Raw genomic sequence first — 20,374 nt, 5'->3', positions numbered from 1 at the left:
CTGTAGGAGCGGCCTTGTGTCGCGAAAGGGCCGCAACGCGGCCCCGACAATTTCCGCTGCGAAGCTGAAATCCTGGGGCCGCTTCGCAGCCCTTTCGCGACACAAGGCCGCTCCTACAAGGGGCCGTATCTGCTCTGCAGAAAGCACAAACCCCGGTGCGTGGCCGGGGTCTGTGCTGTTACGTCAAGCGAACCTTACAGTGCGGCGATGGCGCTGTTCAGGGTCTGGCTCGGGCGCATGACCTTGGCGGTCAGCTCGGCATCCGGGGCATAGTAGCCGCCGATGTCGGCCGGCTTGCCCTGGACCGCGTTGAGCTCGGCGACGATGGTCGCCTCGTTCTCGGCCAGGGTCTTGGCCAGCGGGGCGAAGCGCGCCTGCAGGGCGGCGTCGTCGGTCTGGGCGGCCAGTGCTTCTGCCCAGTACAGGGTCAGATAGAAGTGGCTACCGCGGTTGTCGATACCGCCGACCTTGCGCGAAGGCGACTTGTTGGTGTCGAGGAACTTGCCGGTGGCCTGGTCCAGGGTGTTGGCCAGGACCTTGGCGCGCGGGTTGTCGTAGGTGTTGCCCAGGTGCTCCAGGGAAGCGGCCAAGGCCAGGAATTCACCCAGCGAGTCCCAGCGCAGGAAGTTCTCTTCCACCAGCTGCTGCACGTGCTTCGGTGCCGAACCGCCGGCGCCGGTCTCGAACAGGCCGCCGCCGTTCATCAGCGGAACGATCGACAGCATCTTGGCGCTGGTGCCCAGCTCCATGATCGGGAACAGGTCGGTCAGGTAGTCGCGCAGCACGTTGCCGGTCACCGAGATGGTGTCCTTGCCTTCGCGGATGCGGGCCAGGGAGAACTTGATGGCGTCGACCGGTGCGAGGATGCGGATGTCCAGGCCGGAGGTGTCGTGATCCTTCAGGTACTGCTGCACCTTCTCGATCATCACGCCGTCGTGGGCGCGGGCCGGGTCCAGCCAGAACACCGCCGGGGTGTTGCTCAGGCGGGCGCGGTTGACGGCCAGCTTGACCCAGTCCTGGATCGGCGCGTCCTTGGTCTGGCACATGCGGAAGATGTCACCGGCTTCGACGTTCTGTTCCAGCACGACATTGCCCTTGCCGTCGACCACGCGCACGACGCCGTCGGTCTTGATCTGGAAGGTCTTGTCGTGGGAGCCGTACTCTTCGGCCTTCTGTGCCATCAGGCCGACGTTCGGCACGCTGCCCATGGTGGTCGGATCGAACGCGCCGTTGACCTTGCAGTCTTCGATGGTGGCCTGGTAGATGCCGGCGTAGCAGCGGTCCGGGATGATCGCCTTGGCGTCTTGCAGTTCACCTGCGGTGTTCCACATCTTGCCCGAGTCGCGGATCATCGCCGGCATCGAGGCGTCGACGATGACGTCGCTCGGCACGTGCAGGTTGGTGATGCCCTTGTCCGAGTTGACCATGGCCAGGGCTGGGCGAACGGCGTACAGGGCCTGGATGTCGGCTTCGATCTCGGCCTGCTTGTCGGCTGGCAGATCCTTGATGCGGGCGTACAGGTCGCCGATGCCGTTGTTGGCGTTGAAGCCGACTTCAGCCAGTGCGGCAGCGTGCTTGGCCAGCACGTCGTTGTAGAACTCTTCGACGATGACGCCGAACATGATCGGGTCGGAGACCTTCATCATGGTGGCTTTCAGGTGGACCGAGAGCAGCACGCCGGAGGCCTTGGCATCGGCGATCTGCTCGGCGATGAAGGCTTTCAGGGCCTTGCGGCTCATGGTGGCGCAGTCGATGACTTCGGCGGCTTTGACGGCGGTCTTTTCTTTCAGCACGGTGGTGCTGCCGTCCTTGCCGACCAGCTCGATGCGCAGGCTGTCGTCGGCCTCGATCAGTGCGGCTTTCTCGCTGCCGTAGAAGTCACCCTGGGTCATGTGGGCGACGTGCGACTTGGAGTCGGCGGCCCAGGCGCCCATCTTGTGCGGGTGCTTGCGCGCGTAGTTCTTGACCGACAGCGGGGCGCGGCGGTCGGAGTTGCCTTCGCGCAGTACCGGGTTTACGGCCGAGCCTTTGATGCGGTCGTAGCGGGCGCGGGATTCTTTCTCTTCGGCGCTGGCTGGCTCGTCGGCGTAGTCAGGGATGTTGAAGCCCTTGGCTTGCAGTTCCTTGATGGCGGCTTTCAGCTGCGGTACCGATGCGGAGATGTTCGGCAGCTTGATGATGTTGGCTTCAGGAGTGGTCGCCAGCTGGCCCAGTTCCGCCAGGTGATCGCCTACCTGCTTCTCTGCGCCCAGTTGCTCGGGGAACGCCGCGAGGATACGGCCAGCCAGGGAAATATCGCGGGTTTCGACGGCGATGTCAGCCGAAGCGGTGAAGGCTTCGATGATCGGCAGCAGCGAGTAGGTGGCGAGGGCAGGGGCTTCGTCGGTGAAGGTGTAGATGATCTTGGAACGGGTGGGCATGCGGGTTAACTCTCTATGTGCTGAGCGTACTCGAGTCTCGAGGTGCGCAGGGTAGGCGCTTCGCCCTGGCGACGCCATGAGCGGAAAGTCGAGAGGCTGCGAGCGGTGATGGTGGATGCATCAGTCGAGCGTCAAGTGCTGGGACGCGGTAACGGCCCAGGCTTTGCGGTCATTCTTGACCAAGGGCGAGCCGCATTTTCCAAGGGTTCGCCCCGATGACCCTGTGGTCGCGGCGCAGTATATCAAACCCTTTGGGCTAATCAGCAAGGTCAAGTGCGATCGCGCCATTTATAAGACCAAAGACGTAGGGGCAATGTGGCGTGTTGCCGCAGGCCTGGGCCATGCATTTTCGCGGGTAAACCCGCTCGGCGGGGAGGTGCCTGGTTCTGTGGGCGCGGGTTTGCCCGCCAATGGGCGTGCCGACCCCGGGATGCCACCTTGCAGGTCAGCGGATGTGGTTTAGGCTCAGTGGATCGCACGAGTTCCAATCACCCCAGGAAAAGCGGAGTAGTGCAGCATGGGATACCAGAAAATCAAGGTTCCGGCTGATGGTGCCAAGATCACCGTCAATGCAGACCATTCGCTCAATGTTCCCGACAACCCCATCATTCCCTACATCGAGGGCGACGGTATCGGCGTGGACGTCTCGCCGGTGATGATCAAGGTGGTCGATGCCGCCGTGCAGAAGGCCTACGGCGGCAAGCGCAAGATCGCCTGGATGGAGGTGTATGCCGGGGAGAAGGCCACGCAGGTGTATGACCAGGACACCTGGCTGCCACAGGAAACCCTGGATGCGGTGAAAGACTATGTGGTGTCGATCAAGGGGCCGCTGACCACACCGGTGGGCGGTGGCATCCGCTCCCTCAACGTGGCGCTGCGCCAGCAGCTCGACCTCTATGTGTGCCTGCGTCCGGTGGTCTGGTTCCAGGGTGTGCCGAGCCCGGTGAAAAAGCCGGGCGATGTCGACATGGTGATCTTCCGCGAGAACTCCGAGGACATCTATGCCGGTATCGAGTGGAAGGCAGGCTCGCCCGAGGCGAACAAGGTGATCAAGTTCCTCAAGGAGGAAATGGGCGTCACCAAGATCCGCTTCGACCAGGACTGCGGCATCGGTGTCAAGCCGGTCTCGAAGGAGGGCACCAAGCGCCTGGTGCGCAAGGCCCTGCAATACGTGGTGGACAACGACCGCAAGTCGCTGACCCTGGTGCACAAGGGCAACATCATGAAGTTCACCGAAGGGGCCTTCAAGGACTGGGGCTACGAGGTGGCGCGCGATGAATTTGGCGCCGAACTGCTCGACGGCGGCCCTTGGATGAAGTTCAAGAATCCGAAGACCGGCTGCGAGGTGGTCGTCAAGGACGCCATCGCCGATGCCATGCTCCAGCAGATCCTGCTGCGCCCCGCCGAATATGACGTGATCGCCACCCTGAACCTCAACGGTGACTATTTGTCCGACGCCCTGGCGGCGGAGGTGGGGGGTATCGGCATCGCGCCAGGTGCCAACCTGTCGGATACCGTGGCCATGTTCGAGGCGACCCACGGCACCGCGCCCAAGTACGCCGGGAAAGACCAGGTCAACCCAGGCTCGGTGATCCTCTCGGCCGAGATGATGCTGCGCCATATGGGCTGGACCGAGGCGGCCGACCTGATCATCAAGGGCACCAACGGTGCCATCGCGGCGAAGACAGTCACCTATGACTTCGAGCGTCTGATGGATGGCGCGACACTGGTGAGCAGTTCGGGCTTTGGCGAAGCGCTGATCAAGCACATGTAAGCCAGACGAAAAAAACCGGTCGCTTGCTTGTTAAAGAAGCGACCGGCTTTTACGTTTACCGGCAGACGGCAGAGCGGATCAACGGTTAGCCGTGGCAGGCTCGCGTTGCGCTTCGATAGCGGCGTCGTTCTTGGTGCCATCGATGTTGACTGCGTGCAGCCCCTTGGGGCCCTGGACGATCTCGAAATTCACGGTTTGTCCGGCCTTGAGGGTCTTGTAGCCGTCCATCTTGATCGCCGAATAATGGGCGAACAGGTCGTCGGTCTTACCGTCTTCGTTGATGAATCCGTAGCCCTTGGCATTGTTGAACCACTTGACTTTACCGCTTGCCATCCCTATGTCCCTCTGCAAAGGACTCCATCACTGGAGTATCATCCACTTCATCCGCATACGAACCTTGCGAGAAAATCTGGTTGACTGCGCGGATCTTTATCGACCACGGTGGGTTCTTATTGGTTGTAACACCGTTTTGCCGATAGTCAAGGTCAGCTGGCGCCCACGCTGAGCGCGGCCTGCGCGGTCAACCCACAACCTTAACCTGTCGATCATGATGAAATTCTTTCCATGCATGTACTCAGTGAGATTCGACTAACATTCAATCAGGATCGCCCGCAGTCGCATGAGGACGGGCATGAGGACGATGGCGCAGGCCTTGCGGTTCAGGAGGCCAAGCCGATCCTGCAGGCGCCACCGATGTACAAGGTGGTTTTGTTCAACGATGACTACACGCCGATGGATTTCGTCGTCGAAGTGCTCGAGACGTTCTTCAATCTGAACCGCGAGCTGGCAACGAAGATCATGCTGACCGTCCATACCGAAGGGCGGGCAGTATGCGGATTGTTTACCCGGGACATCGCCGAGACAAAGGCCATGCAGGTCAACCAATACGCCAGGGAAAGCCAGCATCCGCTACTCTGTGAAATCGAGAAGGACGGTTAATCGCCGACCACTTGGGTATGAGGTGAAGCTATGTTAAACCGCGAGCTCGAAGTCACCCTCAATCTGGCCTTCAAGGAGGCCCGTTCGAAGCGTCATGAGTTCATGACCGTCGAACACCTGTTGTTGGCACTCCTTGACAACGAAGCCGCCGCGACCGTTCTGCGCGCCTGTGGCGCCAATCTCGACAAGCTCAGGCACGATCTGCAAGAGTTCATCGATTCGACCACGCCGTTGATCCCCGTGCATGACGAGGATCGGGAAACGCAACCGACGCTGGGCTTCCAGCGCGTGCTGCAGCGCGCCGTGTTCCATGTGCAAAGCTCCGGCAAGCGTGAAGTCACCGGCGCCAACGTGCTGGTGGCGATCTTCAGCGAACAGGAAAGTCAGGCCGTGTTCCTGCTCAAGCAGCAGAGCGTGGCCCGCATCGACGTCGTCAACTACATCGCCCATGGCATCAGCAAGGTGCCGGGGCACGGACCGCACAACGAAAGCGACCAGGACATGCAGGACGAGGAGGGCGCAGAGACCTCGTCGTCCAGCAATCCGCTGGATGCCTATGCCAGCAACCTGAACGAACTGGCGCGTGCCGGGCGTATCGACCCGCTGGTCGGTCGCGAGCAGGAGGTCGAGCGCGTGGCGCAGATCCTAGCGCGCCGGCGCAAGAACAACCCGCTGCTGGTGGGTGAGGCGGGTGTGGGCAAGACCGCCATCGCCGAAGGCCTGGCCAAGCGCATCGTCGACGGCCAGGTGCCCGACCTGCTGGCCCAGAGCGTGGTCTACTCGCTCGACCTGGGGGCGCTGCTGGCCGGTACCAAGTACCGCGGCGACTTCGAGAAGCGCTTCAAGGCGCTGCTCGGCGAACTGCGCAAGCGGCCGCAGGCGATCCTGTTCATCGACGAGATCCACACCATCATCGGCGCCGGTGCGGCATCCGGTGGCGTGATGGATGCGTCGAACCTGCTCAAGCCGCTGCTGTCGTCCGGCGAGATCCGTTGCATCGGTTCGACCACCTTCCAGGAGTTCCGCGGCATCTTCGAGAAGGATCGCGCGCTGGCGCGGCGCTTCCAGAAGGTCGATGTCACCGAGCCGTCGGTGGAAGACACCGTGGGCATCCTGCGTGGCCTCAAGGGCCGCTTCGAAAGCCACCACAACATCGAGTACAGCGACGAGGCCCTGCGCGCCGCCGCCGAACTGGCCTCGCGCTACATCAATGATCGGCACATGCCGGACAAGGCCATCGATGTGATCGACGAGGCCGGCGCCTACCAGCGCCTGCAGCCGGAGGCCAACCGGGTCAAGCGCATCGACGTGCCTCAGGTCGAGGACATCGTCGCCAAGATCGCGCGGATTCCGCCGAAGCACGTCACCAGTTCCGACAAGGAATTGCTGCGCAACCTCGAGCGTGACCTGAAACTGACCGTGTTCGGCCAGGATGCGGCGATCGACTCGCTGGCCACGGCCATCAAGCTGTCCCGTGCCGGCCTCAAGGCGCCGGACAAGCCGGTCGGTTCGTTCCTGTTCGCCGGCCCCACCGGTGTGGGCAAGACCGAGGCGGCCCGCCAGCTGGCCAAGGCGCTGGGCGTGGAACTGGTGCGCTTCGACATGTCCGAATACATGGAGCGGCACACCGTGTCGCGCCTGATCGGCGCGCCGCCCGGCTATGTCGGGTTCGACCAGGGCGGCCTGCTGACCGAGGCCATCACCAAGCAGCCGCACTGCGTGCTGTTGCTCGATGAGATCGAGAAGGCACACCCGGAAGTCTTCAACCTGCTGCTGCAGGTGATGGACCACGGCACCCTGACCGACAACAACGGGCGCAAGGCGGACTTCCGCAACGTGATCCTGATCATGACCACCAACGCCGGCGCCGAAACCGCCGCGCGGGCCTCGATCGGCTTCACGCACCAGGATCACTCGTCCGATGCCATGGAAGTCATTCGCAAGAGCTTCACGCCGGAGTTCCGCAACCGTCTGGACACGATCATCCAGTTTGGCCGTCTGTCCCACGAGACGATCAAGAGCATCGTCGACAAGTTCCTCATCGAACTGCAGGCGCAGCTGGAAGACAAGCGTGTACTGCTGGAAGTCAGCGATGCCGCTCGCGGCTGGCTGGCGGCCTCGGGCTACGACGTGCAGATGGGCGCGCGGCCGATGGCGCGGCTGATCCAGGACAAGATCAAGCGGCCGCTGGCCGAGGAGATCCTGTTTGGCGAACTGGCCGAGCACGGTGGCGTGGTGCACATCGACCTGCGTGATGGCGAACTGGTGTTCGACTACGAGACCACGGCTGAGGTCGCATAAGGCAGGGGTCGCTGTGCGGCCCTTTCGCCGGCAAGCCGGCTCCCACAAGGTTGTGCGGTTCCTGTGGGAGCCGGCTTGCCGGCGAAAGAGCTGCACCGCCGCCTCGTTTTATGGAAGCCCACAAAAAAGCCCGGCACATGGCCGGGCTTTTTCATGGCTTGAGCTTAGCGCGCACGGTAGGTGATGCGGCCCTTGCTCAGGTCATATGGCGTCAGTTCGACGCGGACCTTGTCGCCAGTGAGAATACGGATGTAGTTCTTGCGCATCTTGCCAGAGATGTGCGCGGTAACGACGTGCCCGTTTTCCAACTCCACGCGGAACATGGTGTTGGGCAGGGTGTCGACGACAGTGCCTTCCATTTCGAAGCTGTCTTCTTTCGACATGCAGTAAAGCCCTCGGTATCCAGTGATGGCCCGACGCGCGACTGCACCGGGCAAAAAAGTGGCGTGGATTATGCCCGAAAATTGTGTTTCAAGCCAATGCCTTTCAGTTGAGGGTGACCCAGCGCTGGTTGATCAACAGTTCGATGGGGCGGTACTGGGTCTTGTAGTTCATCTTCTTGCAGTTCTTGATCCAGTAGCCGAGGTACACGGCTTCGAGGTCTTGCCGCAGGGCTTCGGTGATTTGCCAGAGGATGGCGTAGCGGCCCAGGCTGCGACGTTCCTCGTCGGGCTCGTAGAAGGTGTAGACCGCCGACAGGCCATTGGGCAGCATGTCGCACACCGCCACGGCCAGTAACCGGCCCTCCAGGCGGAACTCGTAGAACCAGCAAAAGGGCAGGTCGCGGACCAGGAAAGTGGAAAACTGGTCGCGGCTCGGCGGGTACATGTCGCCATCGGCATGGCGCTGTTCGATATAGCGTCGATACAGGTCGAAGTATTCTTCCTTGAAGGTCGGACGGGCGGGGCTGACGGTCAGGTCGGCATTACGCTTGAGGATGCGCCGCTGCTGGCGGTTGGGGATGAAGCGCGCGGCGGGTATGCGCGCGGGCACGCAGGCGTTGCAATGCTGGCAATGGGGGCGGTAGAGATGATCGCCGCTGCGGCGAAAGCCCATTTCCGACAGGTCGGCATAGACGTGCACGTCCATCGGCTGACTCGGGTCGAGAAACAGCGTGGTGGCCTGCTCCTCCGGCAGGTAGCTGCAGGAGTGGGGTTGAGTGGCATAGAACTTCAACCGCGCCAACTCTGTCATGATCAACCCCTTAGGTGAGACTTTGTCTCTAAGTGTAAGCCAGCTCCGGGAACTCGACTAGGTAACCCAGCTGGCGCCGCTGGGCTGGTCCAGGTATTGCGCCAGGTACTCGGCGAAGCGGGTGCGGCTGATGGCGCGGGCGCCCAGGCTGTGCAGGTGGTTGGTGGGCATCTGGCAGTCGATCAGCACGAAACCGGCCTGTCTGAGGTGCTCGACCAGGGTCACGAAACCCACTTTCGAGGCGTTGTCGGCACGGCTGAACATCGATTCGCCAAAGAACAGGCGGCCCATGGCCAGGCCATAGAGGCCGCCGACCAGCTTTCCATCCTGGCGAACCTCGACCGAGTGGGCGATACCGCGGCGATGCAGTTCGCAATAGGCGGCGCGCATGTTGTCGGTGATCCAGGTGCCGTCGGCATAGTCCCGTGGCGCGGCGCAGGCGGCGATCACCGCCGGGAAGTCGCTGTCGAAACTCACCTGGTAACGGCCCTGGCGAATCAGCTTGGCCAGCGAGCGCGAGACGTGCAGCTCGTCCGGGAACAGCACGGTACGCGGGTCGGGCGACCACCAGAGGATCGGCTGACCGTCCTGGTACCAGGGGAAGCAACCGTGGCGGTAGGCGGCGATCAGGCGCTCGGGGGTCAGGTCGCCGCCGGCGGCGAGCAGGCCGTTGGGATCATGCATGGCCTTTTTCAGGGGCGGGAAGGTCAGCGAGTCGCGGGTCAGCCAGGTGAGCATGGTGTTCTTGGGCGGCGGGGGAGGGGAGAGGCCAGCATGGCGTGGCTGGCAAATGAGGTCAACGCCTTGCGCGATCCCTGTGGCAGCGGCCTTGCGTCGCGATGGGCCGCTCCCACAGGCTTCCTGCACCGGTCGACAAATGTCGTCTGGTCGCGGCAGCGACCGGCACCATCTGCCACTTTTGCTGTCACACCTGTGCAAAAACACAGCATAAGCCTTTGTCACAAAAGAAAATGCATGCTCAAATTGCAACCATATGAAAGTAGCCCCCGTTCACGCGCCATATAGCGTGCCGTCATGGCGGCTGGCGGGCAGTAATGTTAAAAGTAGTGGCTCATTGGCCGGCGGACGGCCAATCACTATTGGACGCGCAGTACGCGCAGGAATAGACGCGTTTTGAAGAAATCCACCGCAACTCCAGCCCCCTTGCCAGTGCCCCTGTGGCGGCAGCAGCTGCACTATCGCCTCAAGGAAGGCGCGCTGATCGCCGTTGGCGCCCTGTGCCTGTACCTGTGGATGGCCCTGCTCACCTACGACACGTCCGATCCTGGCTTCAGCCACACCAGCAACGCCGAGCAGGTGCAGAACGCCGCCGGTCGCGCCGGGGCCTATTTCGCCGACATCCTGTTCATGGTGCTCGGCTATTTCGCCTATATCTTCCCGTTGCTGCTGGCGATCAAGACCTGGCAGATCTTCCGCGAGCGCCACCAGCCCTGGCAGTGGAGCGGCTGGCTGTTTTCCTGGCGGCTGATCGGCCTGGTGTTCCTGGTGCTGTCGGGCGCCGCCCTGGCGCATATCCATTTCCATCCCTCGGCGAGCCTGCCGTTTTCCGCCGGTGGCGCGCTGGGTGAAAGCCTGGGTGACCTGGCCCGCAATCTGCTGAACGTGCAGGGCAGCACGCTGATGTTCATTGCGTTGTTCCTGTTCGGCCTGACCGTGTTCACCGACCTGTCCTGGTTCAAGGTGATGGATGTCACCGGCAAGATCACCCTCGACCTGTTCGAGCTGGTGCAGAACGCCGCCAACCGCTGGTGGGAGGCGCGCAACGAGCGCAAGCGCCTGGTGGCGCAACTGCGTGAAGTGGATGAGCAGGTCGATGAGGTGGTCGTCCCCGTGGTGGCGGACAAGCGCGAGCAGGTCAAGGCCCGCGAGCGCATCATCGAGCGCGACGAGGCGCTGACCAAGCATGTTGCCCAGCGTGAGCAGCAGCCAGCGCCGGTGATCAACATGCCGGCCCCGGTAGCCAAGGCGCCCGAGCCGAGCAAGCGGGTCATGAAGGAGAAGCAGGCGCCCCTGTTCGTCGACAGCGCCGTGGAAGGCACGCTGCCGTCGATCTCCATCCTCGACCCGGCCGAGCAGAAGAAGATCGAGTACTCGCCGGAATCCCTGGCCGGTGTCGGTCACCTGCTGGAAATCAAACTGAAGGAATTCGGCGTCGAGGTCTCGGTCGACTCGATCCACCCGGGTCCGGTGATCACCCGCTACGAGATCCAGCCGGCCGCGGGCGTCAAGGTCAGCCGGATCGCCAACCTGGCCAAGGACCTGGCGCGTTCCCTGGCGGTGACCAGCGTGCGCGTGGTCGAGGTCATCCCCGGCAAGACCACCGTGGGTATCGAGATCCCCAACGAGAACCGCCAGATGGTGCGTTTCTCCGAGGTGCTCTCCACGCCGCAGTACGACGAGCAGAAGTCGCCGGTCACCCTGGCCCTGGGCCACGACATCGGCGGCAAGCCGGTGATCACCGACCTTGCGAAGATGCCACACCTGCTGGTGGCCGGTACCACCGGTTCCGGTAAGTCGGTGGGCGTGAACGCGATGATCCTGTCGATCCTGTTCAAGTCCAGCCCGGAAGACGCGCGGCTGATCATGATCGACCCGAAGATGCTGGAACTGTCGATCTACGAGGGCATCCCGCACCTGCTCTGCCCGGTGGTCACCGATATGAAGGACGCCGCCAACGCCTTGCGCTGGAGCGTGGCCGAGATGGAACGCCGCTACAAGCTGATGGCGGCGATGGGCGTGCGCAACCTGGCGGGCTTCAACCGCAAGATCAAGGACGCGCAGGAAGCCGGCGAGATCATCCACGACCCGTTGTATCGCCGCGAGAGCATGGACGACGAGCCGCCGGCGCTGAAGACCCTGCCGACCATCGTGGTGGTGGTCGACGAGTTCGCCGACATGATGATGATCGTCGGCAAGAAGGTCGAAGAGCTGATCGCGCGTATCGCCCAGAAGGCCCGTGCCGCCGGTATCCACCTGATCCTGGCCACCCAGCGCCCGTCGGTGGACGTGATCACCGGCCTGATCAAGGCCAACATCCCTACACGCATGGCGTTTCAGGTGTCGAGCAAGATCGACTCGCGGACCATCATCGACCAGGGTGGTGCCGAACAGCTGCTTGGCCATGGTGACATGCTCTACATGCCGCCGGGCACCAGCCTGCCGATCCGCGTGCACGGCGCCTTCGTCTCCGACGACGAGGTGCATCGCACGGTCGAGGCCTGGAAGCTGCGCGGCGCGCCGGACTACAACGATGACATCCTCAACGGCGTCGAGGAGGCCGGCAGCGGCTTCGAGGGCGGCGGTGGCGGCGGCGATGGCGAAGACTCGGAAGCCGACGCGCTCTACGACGAAGCCGTGCAGTTCGTGCTGGAAAGCCGCCGGGCATCCATTTCGGCGGTGCAGCGCAAGCTCAAGATCGGCTACAACCGCGCCGCGCGGATGATCGAGGCGATGGAGATGGCCGGCGTGGTCACCCCCATGAACAGCAACGGCTCGCGGGAAGTGATTGCCCCGGGCGGCCCACGCGATTGATGATCACCTTGCCGGGCACGGTGTGTGCCCGGCCCCTTAACCGTTCTACGAGGATTCCCATGCGCGCGATTCGCATGCTGTTGGTTTCTGCCCTGGCCGCGGCCAGCCTGTCGGCCCAGGCCGGCGAACAGGACGTTCAGCGCCTGACCCAGTTGCTGGAAAAGTCGCAGACCATCGAAGCCAATTTTTCCCAGTTGACCCTGGACGCCAGCGGCACCAGCCTGCAGGAAACCACTGGCAAGATGACCGTCAAGCGCCCGGGCCTGTTCTATTGGCACACCGACGCGCCGCAGGAGCAGGTGGTGGTCTCCGACGGCAAGAACGTCACCCTGTGGGACCCTGACCTGGAGCAGGCGACCATCAAGAAGCTCGATGTGCGCCTGAACCAGACCCCGGCGCTGCTGCTGTCCGGTGACGTGTCGAAGATCAGCCAGAGTTTCGACATCACCTCGAAGGAGCAGGGCGAGGTCATGGACTTCACCTTGAAACCCAAGACCAGGGACACCCTGTTCGACTCGCTGCGCGTGTCGTTCCGCAAGGGCCTGATCAATGACATGCAGCTGATCGACAGCGTCGGCCAGCGCACCAACATCCTGTTCAATGGCGTCAAGGCCAACCAGGCGGTGCCGGACAGCAAGTTCCAGTTCGCCATCCCCAAGGGCGCTGACGTCATCAAGGAGTAACCGGAGCCTGTGATGGACCTGTTTCGAAGCGAACCCGTCGCCCAGCCCCTGGCCGCGCGCCTGCGGCCGTCCAACCTGGACGAGTACGTCGGCCAGGAGCACCTGCTGGCGCGTGGCAAGCCGCTGCGCGAGGCGCTGGAGCAGGGGGCGCTGCACTCGATGATCTTCTGGGGGCCGCCGGGGGTGGGCAAGACCACCCTGGCGCGGCTGCTGGCGCAGTTCTGCGATGCGCACTTCGAAACGGTCTCGGCGGTGCTGGCCGGCGTCAAGGAAATTCGCCAGGCGGTCGAGGTGGCCAAGCAGCAGGCCGGCCAGTACGGCCGGCGTACCATCCTGTTCGTCGACGAGGTGCACCGCTTCAACAAGTCGCAACAGGACGCCTTCCTGCCCTACGTGGAGGACGGCACGCTGATCTTCATCGGCGCCACCACCGAGAACCCGTCCTTCGAACTCAACAACGCCCTGTTGTCGCGGGCGCGGGTGTACGTGCTCAAGAGCCTGGACGAGGCGGCCCTGCGCAAGCTGGTGGACCGTGCGCTCGTCGAGGAACGCGGCCTTGGCAGGCGCAACCTGCGGTTGGGCGACGAGGCCTTCAGGATGCTCATGGCCGCCGCCGACGGCGATGGCCGGCGCATGCTCAACTTCCTCGAAAACGCCTCCGACCTGGCCGAAGATGGCGGCGAGATCGGCGTCGAGCTGCTGCAGAGCCTGCTGGGCGACAGCCGTCGGCGCTTCGACAAGGGCGGCGAGGCCTTCTACGACCAGATCTCGGCGCTGCACAAGTCGGTGCGCGGCTCCAACCCCGACGGCGCGCTGTATTGGTATGCGCGCATGCTCGACGGTGGTTGTGACCCGCTGTACATCGCCCGCCGCGTGGTGCGCATGGCCAGCGAGGACATCGGCAACGCCGACCCCCGCGCCCTGAGCCTGTGCCTGGCGGCCTGGGACGTGCAGGAGCGCCTGGGCAGCCCCGAAGGCGAGCTGGCGGTGGCTCAGGCCATCACCTACATCGCCTGCGCCCCGAAGAGCAACGCGGTGTACATGGGCTTCAAGGCCGCCATGCGCGAAGCCGCCGAGCACGGCTCGCTCGAGGTGCCGTTGCACCTGCGCAACGCACCGACCAAGCTGATGAAGCAGCTGGGTTACGGCGAGGAATACCGCTACGCCCACGACGAGCCGGACGCCTATGCCGCCGGTGAAGACTACTTCCCCGAGCAGCTCGAGCCGCGCCAGTACTATCAGCCGGTGCCCCGTGGCCTGGAACTGAAGATCGGCGAGAAGCTGCGGTATCTGGCCGAGCTCGACCGCACCAGCCCCCGACAGCGGAGAAAGCCGTGATCGCACTCATCGCCGCCGTCAGCGCGGGTGGCATCGCCGGCACGCTGTTGCGTTTTGCCACCTCGAACTGGGTGGCTGCCCACTGGCCACGGCACTTCTATCTCGGTACGCTGGCGGTCAATCTGATCGGCTGCCTGTTGATCGGCCTGCTCTACGGCCTGTTTCTGCACAGGCCAATGGTGCCGGTCGAGCTGCGCGCGGGCCTGATCGTGGGCTTCCTTGGCGGCCTGACGACCTTTTCTTCCTTTTCGCTGGACACCGTGCGCCTGCTCGAAAGCGGGCAGGTACCACTGGCCTTGGGCTATACCGGTATTAGCGTGGTGGGCGGGCTGCTCGCGACCTGGGCCGGCCTGTCCCTGACCCGATTCTGAACCAACACCTACATATAACGAGAGAACGATATGCTCGATTCCAAACTGTTACGCGGCCAACTTCAGGAAGTGGCGGATCGCCTGGCCTCCCGTGGCTTCAGCCTGGATGTCGCGCGCATCGAATCACTGGAAGAGCGCCGCAAGGCGGTGCAGACCCGCACCGAGCAGCTGCAGGCCGAGCGTAACGCCCGTTCCAAGTCCATCGGCCAGGCCAAGGCCAAGGGCGAGGACATCGCGCCGCTGATGGCCGACGTCGAGCGCATGGCCAATGAGCTGGCCGCCGGCAAGACCGAACTGGATGGTATCCAGGCGGAGCTGGATGCGATCGTGCTGACCATTCCCAACCTGCCGGATGCCAGCGTACCGGTGGGTGCCAGCGAGGACGACAACGTCGAGGTGCGCCGCTGGGGCACACCGCAGGCCTTCGATTTCGAGATCAAGGACCACGTCGCCCTGGGTGAGATCAGCGGTGGCCTGGACTTCGAAGCCGCCGCCAAGCTGTCCGGCGCCCGCTTCGCCGTGCTGCGTGGGCCGATCGCCCGCCTGCACCGCGCCCTGGCGCAGTTCATGATCAACCTGCACACCGGCGAGCACGGCTACGAGGAGCACTACACCCCGTACCTGGTGCAGGCTCCGGCCCTGCAGGGCACCGGCCAGCTGCCGAAGTTCGAGGAAGACCTGTTCAAGATCAGCCGCGAAGGCGAGGCCGACTTCTACCTGATCCCGACCGCCGAAGTGTCGCTGACCAACCTGGTGGCCGGCGAGATCCTCGACGCCAAGCAACTGCCGCTGAAGCTGGTGGCCCATACCCCGTGCTTCCGCAGCGAGGCCGGTGCTTCGGGCCGCGACACCCGCGGGATGATCCGCCAGCACCAGTTCGACAAGGTCGAGATGGTGCAGATCGTCGAACCGTCGAAATCCATGGAAGCGCTGGAAGGCTTGACCGCCAACGCCGAGCGCGTGCTCCAGCTGCTGGAGCTGCCGTACCGTGTGCTGGCCCTGTGCACCGGCGACATGGGCTTTGGCGCGGTGAAGACCTACGACCTCGAGGTATGGGTGCCGAGCCAGGACAAGTACCGCGAGATCAGCTCCTGCTCCAACTGCGGTGACTTCCAGGCGCGCCGCATGCAGGCCCGCTGGCGCAACCCGGAAACCGGCAAGCCGGAACTGGTGCATACCCTCAACGGTTCGGGCCTGGCCGTGGGCCGTACCTTGGTCGCCGTGCTGGAGAACTACCAGCAGGCCGATGGTTCGATCCGGGTGCCGGACGTGCTCAAGCCCTACATGGGTGGCGTCGAGGTCATTCGCTGAATGGACTACCTGCCGCTGTTCCACAAGCTGCAGGGTGGCCGTGCGCTGGTCGTCGGCGGTGGCGAGATCGCCTTGCGCAAGGCGCGTCTGCTGGCCGATGCCGGCGCCGCGCTGCGGGTGGTGGCGCCGGACGTCGATGGCCAGCTCGCCGCGCTGGCCCGTGAGGGAGGGGGCGAGGTCCTGGTGCGCGGGTACCAGGCATCCGACCTGGACGGCTGCCGCCTGGTGATCGCGGCGACCGATGACCCCGGGCTCAACGCCCAGGTGTCGGCCGACGCCCAGGCGCTCAACCTGCCGGTCAACGTGGTGGATGCGCCGGCCCTGTGCACGGTGATCTTCCCGGCCATCGTCGACCGCTCACCGCTGGTGGTGGCGGTCTCCAGCGGTGGCGACGCTCCGGTGCTGGCGCGGCTGATTCGCGCCAGGCTGGAAGCCTGGATCCCGTCCGCCTATGGCGAGCTGGCCGGTTTGGCGGCGCGCTTTCGCGACAAGGTCAAGGCCTTGTACCCGGACGTCAATCAGCGTCGCGGTTTCTGGGAGAACGTGTTCCAGGGCCCGATCGCCGAACGCCAGCTGGCAGGTCAGGGCGGCGAGGCCGAGCGTCTGCTGCAGGCGATGGTCGATGGCGCACCGGCCCAGCAGGGTGGCGAGGTGTATCTGGTGGGGGCGGGGCCGGGTGATCCGGATCTGTTGACCTTCCGAGCCTTGCGCCTGATGCAGCAGGCCGATGTGGTGTTGTATGACCGTCTGGTGGCCCCGGCCATCATCGAGATGTGCCGGCGTGACGCCGAGCGCATCTACGTCGGCAAGCGCCGCGCCGACCATGCGGTGCCTCAGGACCAGATCAACCGCCTGTTGGTCGATCTGGCCCGTCAGGGCAAGCGTGTACTGCGACTCAAGGGCGGTGATCCGTTCATCTTCGGCCGTGGTGGCGAGGAAATCGAGGAGCTGGCTGAGCAGGGCATCCCGTTCCAGGTGGTGCCCGGCATCACCGCGGCCAGCGGTTGTTCGGCCTATGCCGGGATTCCGCTGACCCATCGCGACTACGCCCAGTCGGTGCGCTTCGTCACCGGGCACTTGAAGGATGGCACCAGCAACCTGCCCTGGCATGACCTGGTGGCGCCCGCGCAGACCCTGGTGTTCTACATGGGCCTGGTCGGCCTGCCGACCATCTGCGCCGAGCTGATCCGTCACGGCCGCGCGGCGAGCACGCCGGCCGCCCTGGTGCAGCAGGGCACAACCCGCAACCAGCGGGTGTTCACCGGTACTCTGGCTGATCTGCCGGCGCTGGTGGCGCGCCATGAAGTGCATGCGCCGACCCTGGTAATCGTCGGGGAAGTGGTGCAGTTGCGTGACAAGCTGGCGTGGTTCGAAGGCGCGCAGGACCGTTGAGATCGCGGGGGTCGCTTTGCGGCCCTTTCGCGGTACGGTGAGGGGGAATGGGCGGCTTCATTCCCCCAGCCGCTGCTCCCGCGACGGCGGATAGCCGAAGTAGGCCGCGTAGCACTTGCTGAAGTGCGACACCGAAACGAAGCCGCAGGCCACCGCCACTTCCATCACCGACAGGTCCGAATACTGCAGCAGCCGCCGGCTCTTGGTGATGCGCAGTTCCATGTAGTAGCGCCGGGGCGAGGTGCCCAGCTGGGCCTGAAACAAGCGGTCGATCTGCCGCCGTGAACGTCCCGAATAGGCGGCCAGCTGGTCGAGGCTCAAGGTCTCCTCGAGGTTGTTTTCCATCAGCTCGACGATGGTGCGCAGGTGCAGGCTCATGGACTTCTTCGCCCCCGGCCCGACCTGGCGATAACGCGCACCGGAAAACGACAGGATCTCCTCGACGCCCTCGGCCAGGGCGTCGCCATGCTGGCGCCGCACCAGGCCGAGCATCAGCTCCATGGCGCCGTTGGGGCTGGCGGCGGTCAGGCGGTCGCGGTCGAGGGTGAAGCTGGCCGGGGTGATGCGGGTCTGCGGGCTGACCTCGGCCAGGCTGGCGCGCTGCTCGGGGTGCACGCTGCAGCCATAGTCATCGAGTACCCCGGCGCGCCCCAGGAACCAGGCGCCGTTCCACAGACCGCCGAGGGTCATGCCGTGGTTGGCGCAGTCGACCAGCAGGCGATCCAGGTCAGGGTATTTCAGCGGGGTGCGCAGGCCGCCGCAGATCACCAGCAGATCGACGTCCGGCAAGCGCCGTGTGTCGAACGGGGTGGCGACCAGCTCCAGGCCCAGGTCGCTGAGCACACGGTCGCCCGCCAGAGACAGCGGCGTGAAGGCAAAGCTTTCGGCGTGCAGCAGGTTGGCCGTGACCAGAACGTCCATGGCCACGGTGAAACTGGCCATGGAAAAGTGCTCGAGCAGTACGAAGTCGACCCGGTAGGGGCGCTGCGTGCTGCCGTCGGTGGACTTGAGCCGCAGCATGTTGCTGGTGCTGGTCTTCTTGCTGAATTGACGTGGCGTGGGCACTGCGGACTCCGCTTCCTGGCTGGCGGGGATGAGTGTGCGTCGGGGAGGGGGGAAAGACAACCGCGGGATCAGCCGACGCTTTGGGCTATGCTGGCGATCTCGCAACGTCACCAGGATCCTGATCGAAATGAAATACCTCGCCGCATTGCTGCTCAGCCTGCTCCCGCTACTCGCCCACGCCGTGCAACCGGGTGAGGCGCTCGCCCCCTGGACCTTGCTCGACCAGCATGACCAGCCCTACAGCCTTGGCCCCGACACGCGCATCCTGCTGGTGGCCCGAGACATGGACGGCGCCAAGCTGATGAAAGCTGCCCTGGCCGAGCGCCCCAAGGGTTACCTGGAAGCTCGGCACGCGGCCTTCGTTGCCGATATCCAGCGCATGCCGGCGCTGATCAGCAAGCTGTTCGCCATCCCGGCCATGCGCGACTACAGCTACCGGGTGCTGCTCGACCGCGAGGGCCAGGTTGCCAGCCGCTATGCCGGGGCCGAGGGCAAGGTACTGTGGCTGACGCTGGACAAGGGCGTACTGGTGGCGCGGCACGAGTATGCCGATGCGCAGGCACTCACCAACGCGCTGGAGCAGGAGGGCAGTCACTGACGCGGTGAAAGATCCGAATGAACCCTTGGCACGCACTGCAACCCAACCCAGTACATGCCAACGGGAGAAGCTTCATGGAATTCGGAACATTCTGGTTCGTCGTCGCGCTGCTGGTCATCCTGCTGGAGCTGTGGGCCATCTGGCACATCATCGGCAGCGACCGACGCGCCGAACGCAAGATGCTGTGGGTGGTGTTCGTCGTCTACGCCCCGTTCCCGGGGCTGCTGTTCTGGGCCTGGCGCGGGCCGCGCGCGGTGAAGGGCAGAGCGGTACTGCAGGAGAAATGAACAGGGGGGATGGTTGCGTGGTCAGGGCTTGACCTCGACTTAACCTGAGGTCCGATACTCGCTCGCTCCTGCCAATCAGTGATGGAGCGAAACCATGTCTCAGCCAGCCGCGTTCGAACTGTCCAACCCCGAAGGTCTCTACGACCCCAGCGCCAATGCCTATTCCCATGTCGCCGAGGTGCGCGCCGGCAGCCGGCTGGTGTACGTCGCCGGGCAGGGCGGGGAGGACCTGCAAGGCAACCTGTCGGCCCGTTTCGACGAGCAGGCGCGCCAGGCCCTGGTGAACCTGAAGATTGCCCTGGCCTCCCGGGGGGCCACCCTGGCACAGGTGTGCAAGCTCACCCTGCTGGTGGTGGACCACTCCGAGGCGCGCTTGCGTGAGTGGGTGGCCGAGGCGCAATGGGCCTGGGGCGGCAGGATGACGCCGACCTGCACGCTGATCCCGGTGCCGCGCCTGGCGCTGGACGGGATGCTGGTGGAGATCGATGCGCTGGCGGCGTTGCCAGACGCCCCGTACTGAGCCTGGGCGCGTCGGCGAGCCCTGCTCAACAGGGTTGAATGAACAGGTGTAGACTCGCTCTCCCGATCACTTCGAGCCCCCTGCATGTCTGCCCCGATCGAATTGCTTCAGACCGGTCCCGAGCACGTCGACCTGATCCGCAATCTCTACCAGTTCTACGCCTACGAATCCTCCGACTGGGAGCAGGAGGATGTCGAGGTGGACGGACGCTTCTATATCCATGAGCCGCATTTCCAGCGTTACTGGCAGTCGCCGGACTGGAGCGCCAGCCTGGTGCTGGTCGACGGTTTCATCGCCGGCTTCGTGTTGGTCGAGCGCAGCGAGCTGCCGGGCATCGATGCGCTGGAGCTGGCCGATCTGTTCATTCTCAAGAAGTACCGTCGTCTCGGCATCGGTTCTGCCGTGGCCCGGCAAGTGCTGAGCGAGGGGCAGGGCGACTGGTTGCTGCGCTGCTACCCCGCGGATGCGCCGGCCCTGGCGTTCTGCCAGGCCCTCGTGGCCGGTCTGCCACGCCAGGTACGCGAGATTGCCCTCGAGGACGAACCGCCGTTGCGCAACTTTCTGGTGATGCATCGTCGGCACTGATTGATACAGGATTTTTTGTGACGGACTTCACAAAAGCCATTCGT

The 20,374-nt window shown here is 64.2% G+C and carries 19 protein-coding genes; 13 read left to right on the top strand and 6 right to left on the bottom strand.

What is annotated here, in order from left to right:
* Positions 1 to 194: 194 nt before the first annotated feature.
* Positions 195 to 2,420 (bottom strand): NADP-dependent isocitrate dehydrogenase, encoded by a 2,226-nt coding sequence (locus N7422_RS03920; protein ID WP_279805337.1) that lies wholly within the window; start codon positions 2,418 to 2,420, stop codon positions 195 to 197.
* A 517-nt stretch (positions 2,421 to 2,937) separates the two neighbouring features.
* On the opposite strand from N7422_RS03920, the gene icd reads away from it, so the two are divergent.
* On the top strand, positions 2,938 to 4,194 hold the full coding sequence (gene icd, locus N7422_RS03915) for an NADP-dependent isocitrate dehydrogenase (RefSeq protein ID WP_279805336.1): 1,257 nt from the start codon (positions 2,938 to 2,940) through the stop codon (positions 4,192 to 4,194).
* Positions 4,195 to 4,272: 78 nt separating this feature from the next.
* On the opposite strand, the gene cspD is transcribed toward icd, so the two are convergent.
* Positions 4,273 to 4,527: a cold shock domain-containing protein CspD gene (gene cspD / locus N7422_RS03910; RefSeq protein WP_279805335.1), complete on the bottom strand. Its 255-nt coding sequence runs from the start codon at positions 4,525 to 4,527 to the stop codon at positions 4,273 to 4,275.
* 231 nt (positions 4,528 to 4,758) lie between these two features.
* Between cspD and clpS the strand changes: the two genes are divergently transcribed.
* Positions 4,759 to 5,133, top strand: a complete 375-nt coding sequence (gene clpS / locus N7422_RS03905) for an ATP-dependent Clp protease adapter ClpS (protein WP_023630410.1) — start codon at positions 4,759 to 4,761, stop codon at positions 5,131 to 5,133.
* A 30-nt stretch (positions 5,134 to 5,163) separates the two neighbouring features.
* Positions 5,164 to 7,434 carry an ATP-dependent Clp protease ATP-binding subunit ClpA gene (gene clpA / locus N7422_RS03900; protein WP_279805332.1) on the top strand — a complete coding sequence of 757 codons (2,271 nt, stop codon included), beginning with the start codon at positions 5,164 to 5,166 and terminating at the stop codon, positions 7,432 to 7,434.
* A gap of 164 nt (positions 7,435 to 7,598) precedes the next feature.
* Here clpA and infA read toward each other — a convergent pair whose 3' ends face one another.
* From infA to aat, 3 genes are all read right to left on the bottom strand, one after another.
* A complete protein-coding gene (infA, locus tag N7422_RS03895) occupies positions 7,599 to 7,817 on the bottom strand; it encodes a translation initiation factor IF-1 (RefSeq protein WP_002553999.1) in 219 nt (72 codons plus the stop codon).
* Positions 7,818 to 7,920: 103 nt separating this feature from the next.
* The gene (locus N7422_RS03890) at positions 7,921 to 8,628 is read right to left on the bottom strand and encodes an arginyltransferase (RefSeq protein ID WP_279805330.1); all 708 of its coding nucleotides are present in this window, start codon (positions 8,626 to 8,628) and stop codon (positions 7,921 to 7,923) included.
* A gap of 57 nt (positions 8,629 to 8,685) precedes the next feature.
* On the bottom strand, positions 8,686 to 9,366 hold the full coding sequence (aat, locus tag N7422_RS03885; RefSeq protein ID WP_279805329.1) for a leucyl/phenylalanyl-tRNA--protein transferase: 681 nt from the start codon (positions 9,364 to 9,366) through the stop codon (positions 8,686 to 8,688).
* 396 nt (positions 9,367 to 9,762) lie between these two features.
* On the opposite strand from aat, the gene ftsK reads away from it, so the two are divergent.
* From ftsK to cysG, 6 genes are read left to right on the top strand one after another with little or no spacing between them, the layout of a single operon-like run.
* Positions 9,763 to 12,180, top strand: a complete 2,418-nt coding sequence (gene ftsK / locus N7422_RS03880) for a DNA translocase FtsK (RefSeq protein WP_279805327.1) — start codon at positions 9,763 to 9,765, stop codon at positions 12,178 to 12,180.
* 59 nt (positions 12,181 to 12,239) lie between these two features.
* A complete protein-coding gene (gene lolA / locus N7422_RS03875) occupies positions 12,240 to 12,863 on the top strand; it encodes an outer membrane lipoprotein chaperone LolA (RefSeq protein ID WP_279805326.1) in 624 nt (207 codons plus the stop codon).
* A gap of 12 nt (positions 12,864 to 12,875) precedes the next feature.
* Positions 12,876 to 14,201: a replication-associated recombination protein A gene (locus tag N7422_RS03870; RefSeq protein ID WP_279805324.1), complete on the top strand. Its 1,326-nt coding sequence runs from the start codon at positions 12,876 to 12,878 to the stop codon at positions 14,199 to 14,201.
* Positions 14,198 to 14,572, top strand: coding sequence for a fluoride efflux transporter CrcB (gene crcB / locus N7422_RS03865; RefSeq protein ID WP_279805322.1), 375 nt, complete (start codon positions 14,198 to 14,200; stop codon positions 14,570 to 14,572). The genes N7422_RS03870 and crcB overlap by 4 nt, the downstream gene beginning before the upstream one ends.
* Before the next feature lie 30 nt (positions 14,573 to 14,602).
* Positions 14,603 to 15,883 carry a serine--tRNA ligase gene (serS, locus tag N7422_RS03860; RefSeq protein WP_279805321.1) on the top strand — a complete coding sequence of 427 codons (1,281 nt, stop codon included), beginning with the start codon at positions 14,603 to 14,605 and terminating at the stop codon, positions 15,881 to 15,883.
* Positions 15,884 to 17,275 (top strand): siroheme synthase CysG, encoded by a 1,392-nt coding sequence (cysG, locus tag N7422_RS03855; RefSeq protein WP_279805320.1) that lies wholly within the window; start codon positions 15,884 to 15,886, stop codon positions 17,273 to 17,275.
* A gap of 57 nt (positions 17,276 to 17,332) precedes the next feature.
* On the opposite strand, the gene N7422_RS03850 is transcribed toward cysG, so the two are convergent.
* Entirely contained in the window at positions 17,333 to 18,340 is a 1,008-nt protein-coding gene (locus N7422_RS03850) for a GlxA family transcriptional regulator (RefSeq protein WP_279805318.1), read from the bottom strand.
* Positions 18,341 to 18,467: 127 nt separating this feature from the next.
* On the opposite strand from N7422_RS03850, the gene N7422_RS03845 reads away from it, so the two are divergent.
* The 4 genes from N7422_RS03845 (at position 18,468) to N7422_RS03830 (ending at position 20,330) form a co-directional block, all read left to right on the top strand.
* The gene (locus N7422_RS03845; RefSeq protein ID WP_279805316.1) at positions 18,468 to 18,938 is read left to right on the top strand and encodes an FAD/FMN-containing dehydrogenase; all 471 of its coding nucleotides are present in this window, start codon (positions 18,468 to 18,470) and stop codon (positions 18,936 to 18,938) included.
* Positions 18,939 to 19,012: 74 nt separating this feature from the next.
* On the top strand, positions 19,013 to 19,225 hold the full coding sequence (locus N7422_RS03840) for a PLDc N-terminal domain-containing protein (protein ID WP_279805315.1): 213 nt from the start codon (positions 19,013 to 19,015) through the stop codon (positions 19,223 to 19,225).
* Positions 19,226 to 19,319: 94 nt separating this feature from the next.
* The gene (locus N7422_RS03835) at positions 19,320 to 19,745 is read left to right on the top strand and encodes a RidA family protein (protein WP_279805314.1); all 426 of its coding nucleotides are present in this window, start codon (positions 19,320 to 19,322) and stop codon (positions 19,743 to 19,745) included.
* An 84-nt stretch (positions 19,746 to 19,829) separates the two neighbouring features.
* A complete protein-coding gene (locus N7422_RS03830) occupies positions 19,830 to 20,330 on the top strand; it encodes a GNAT family N-acetyltransferase (RefSeq protein WP_279805313.1) in 501 nt (166 codons plus the stop codon).
* The last annotated feature ends 44 nt before the right edge of the window (positions 20,331 to 20,374 follow it).

The sequence above is a fragment of the Pseudomonas sp. GD04091 genome (assembly GCF_029836165.1).
GTDB lineage: Bacteria > Pseudomonadota > Gammaproteobacteria > Pseudomonadales > Pseudomonadaceae > Aquipseudomonas.
This window is presented reverse-complemented; position numbering and strand designations above follow the sequence as displayed.